Raw genomic sequence first — 391 nt, 5'->3', positions numbered from 1 at the left:
GCCGTTGATCGCAGTGCCGCCGGCGTAGCTGTTGGTGCCGGTGAGGTCGAGGATGCCGGCCCCGGTCTTGATCAGGCCGCCGGGCCCGGAGATGTCGTTGGCGAACAATCCGTAATAGGCTTGGCCCTTGTAGGTGGTGTTCACCGTCCAGGTTGCCGTGAACTGTCCGGGACCGTCGATCGCCTTGCCGAGGTTGAGCAGGCCCCAGCCGAACACGGCGTTCGGGATGTTGCTCGGACCGTCACCGAGATGGGTGGCGGTGGTGAACATCGTCTGGGCGATCTGCGGCGCCGTCAGGAACGGGAAGGCCTGCATCAGCACCGCGGCGGCGCCCGCCACGTGTGGCGCCGCCATCGAGGTTCCGCTGATCGTATAATAGCCGTTCGTATGT

Annotated in this window: 1 protein-coding gene; it reads right to left on the bottom strand. The window is 65.5% G+C overall.

The window, feature by feature from the left end; translation table 11 throughout:
• A partial coding sequence (locus tag M1M07_RS32570; RefSeq protein ID WP_282582517.1) for an autotransporter-associated beta strand repeat-containing protein occupies positions 1 to 391 on the bottom strand: 391 nt, incomplete at both ends.

The sequence above is a fragment of the Rhodococcus sp. HM1 genome (assembly GCF_023218075.1).
GTDB lineage: Bacteria > Actinomycetota > Actinomycetes > Mycobacteriales > Mycobacteriaceae > Rhodococcus.
Note: the sequence above shows the minus strand (reverse complement) of the source record. Positions and strands in the feature narration are given on the sequence as shown.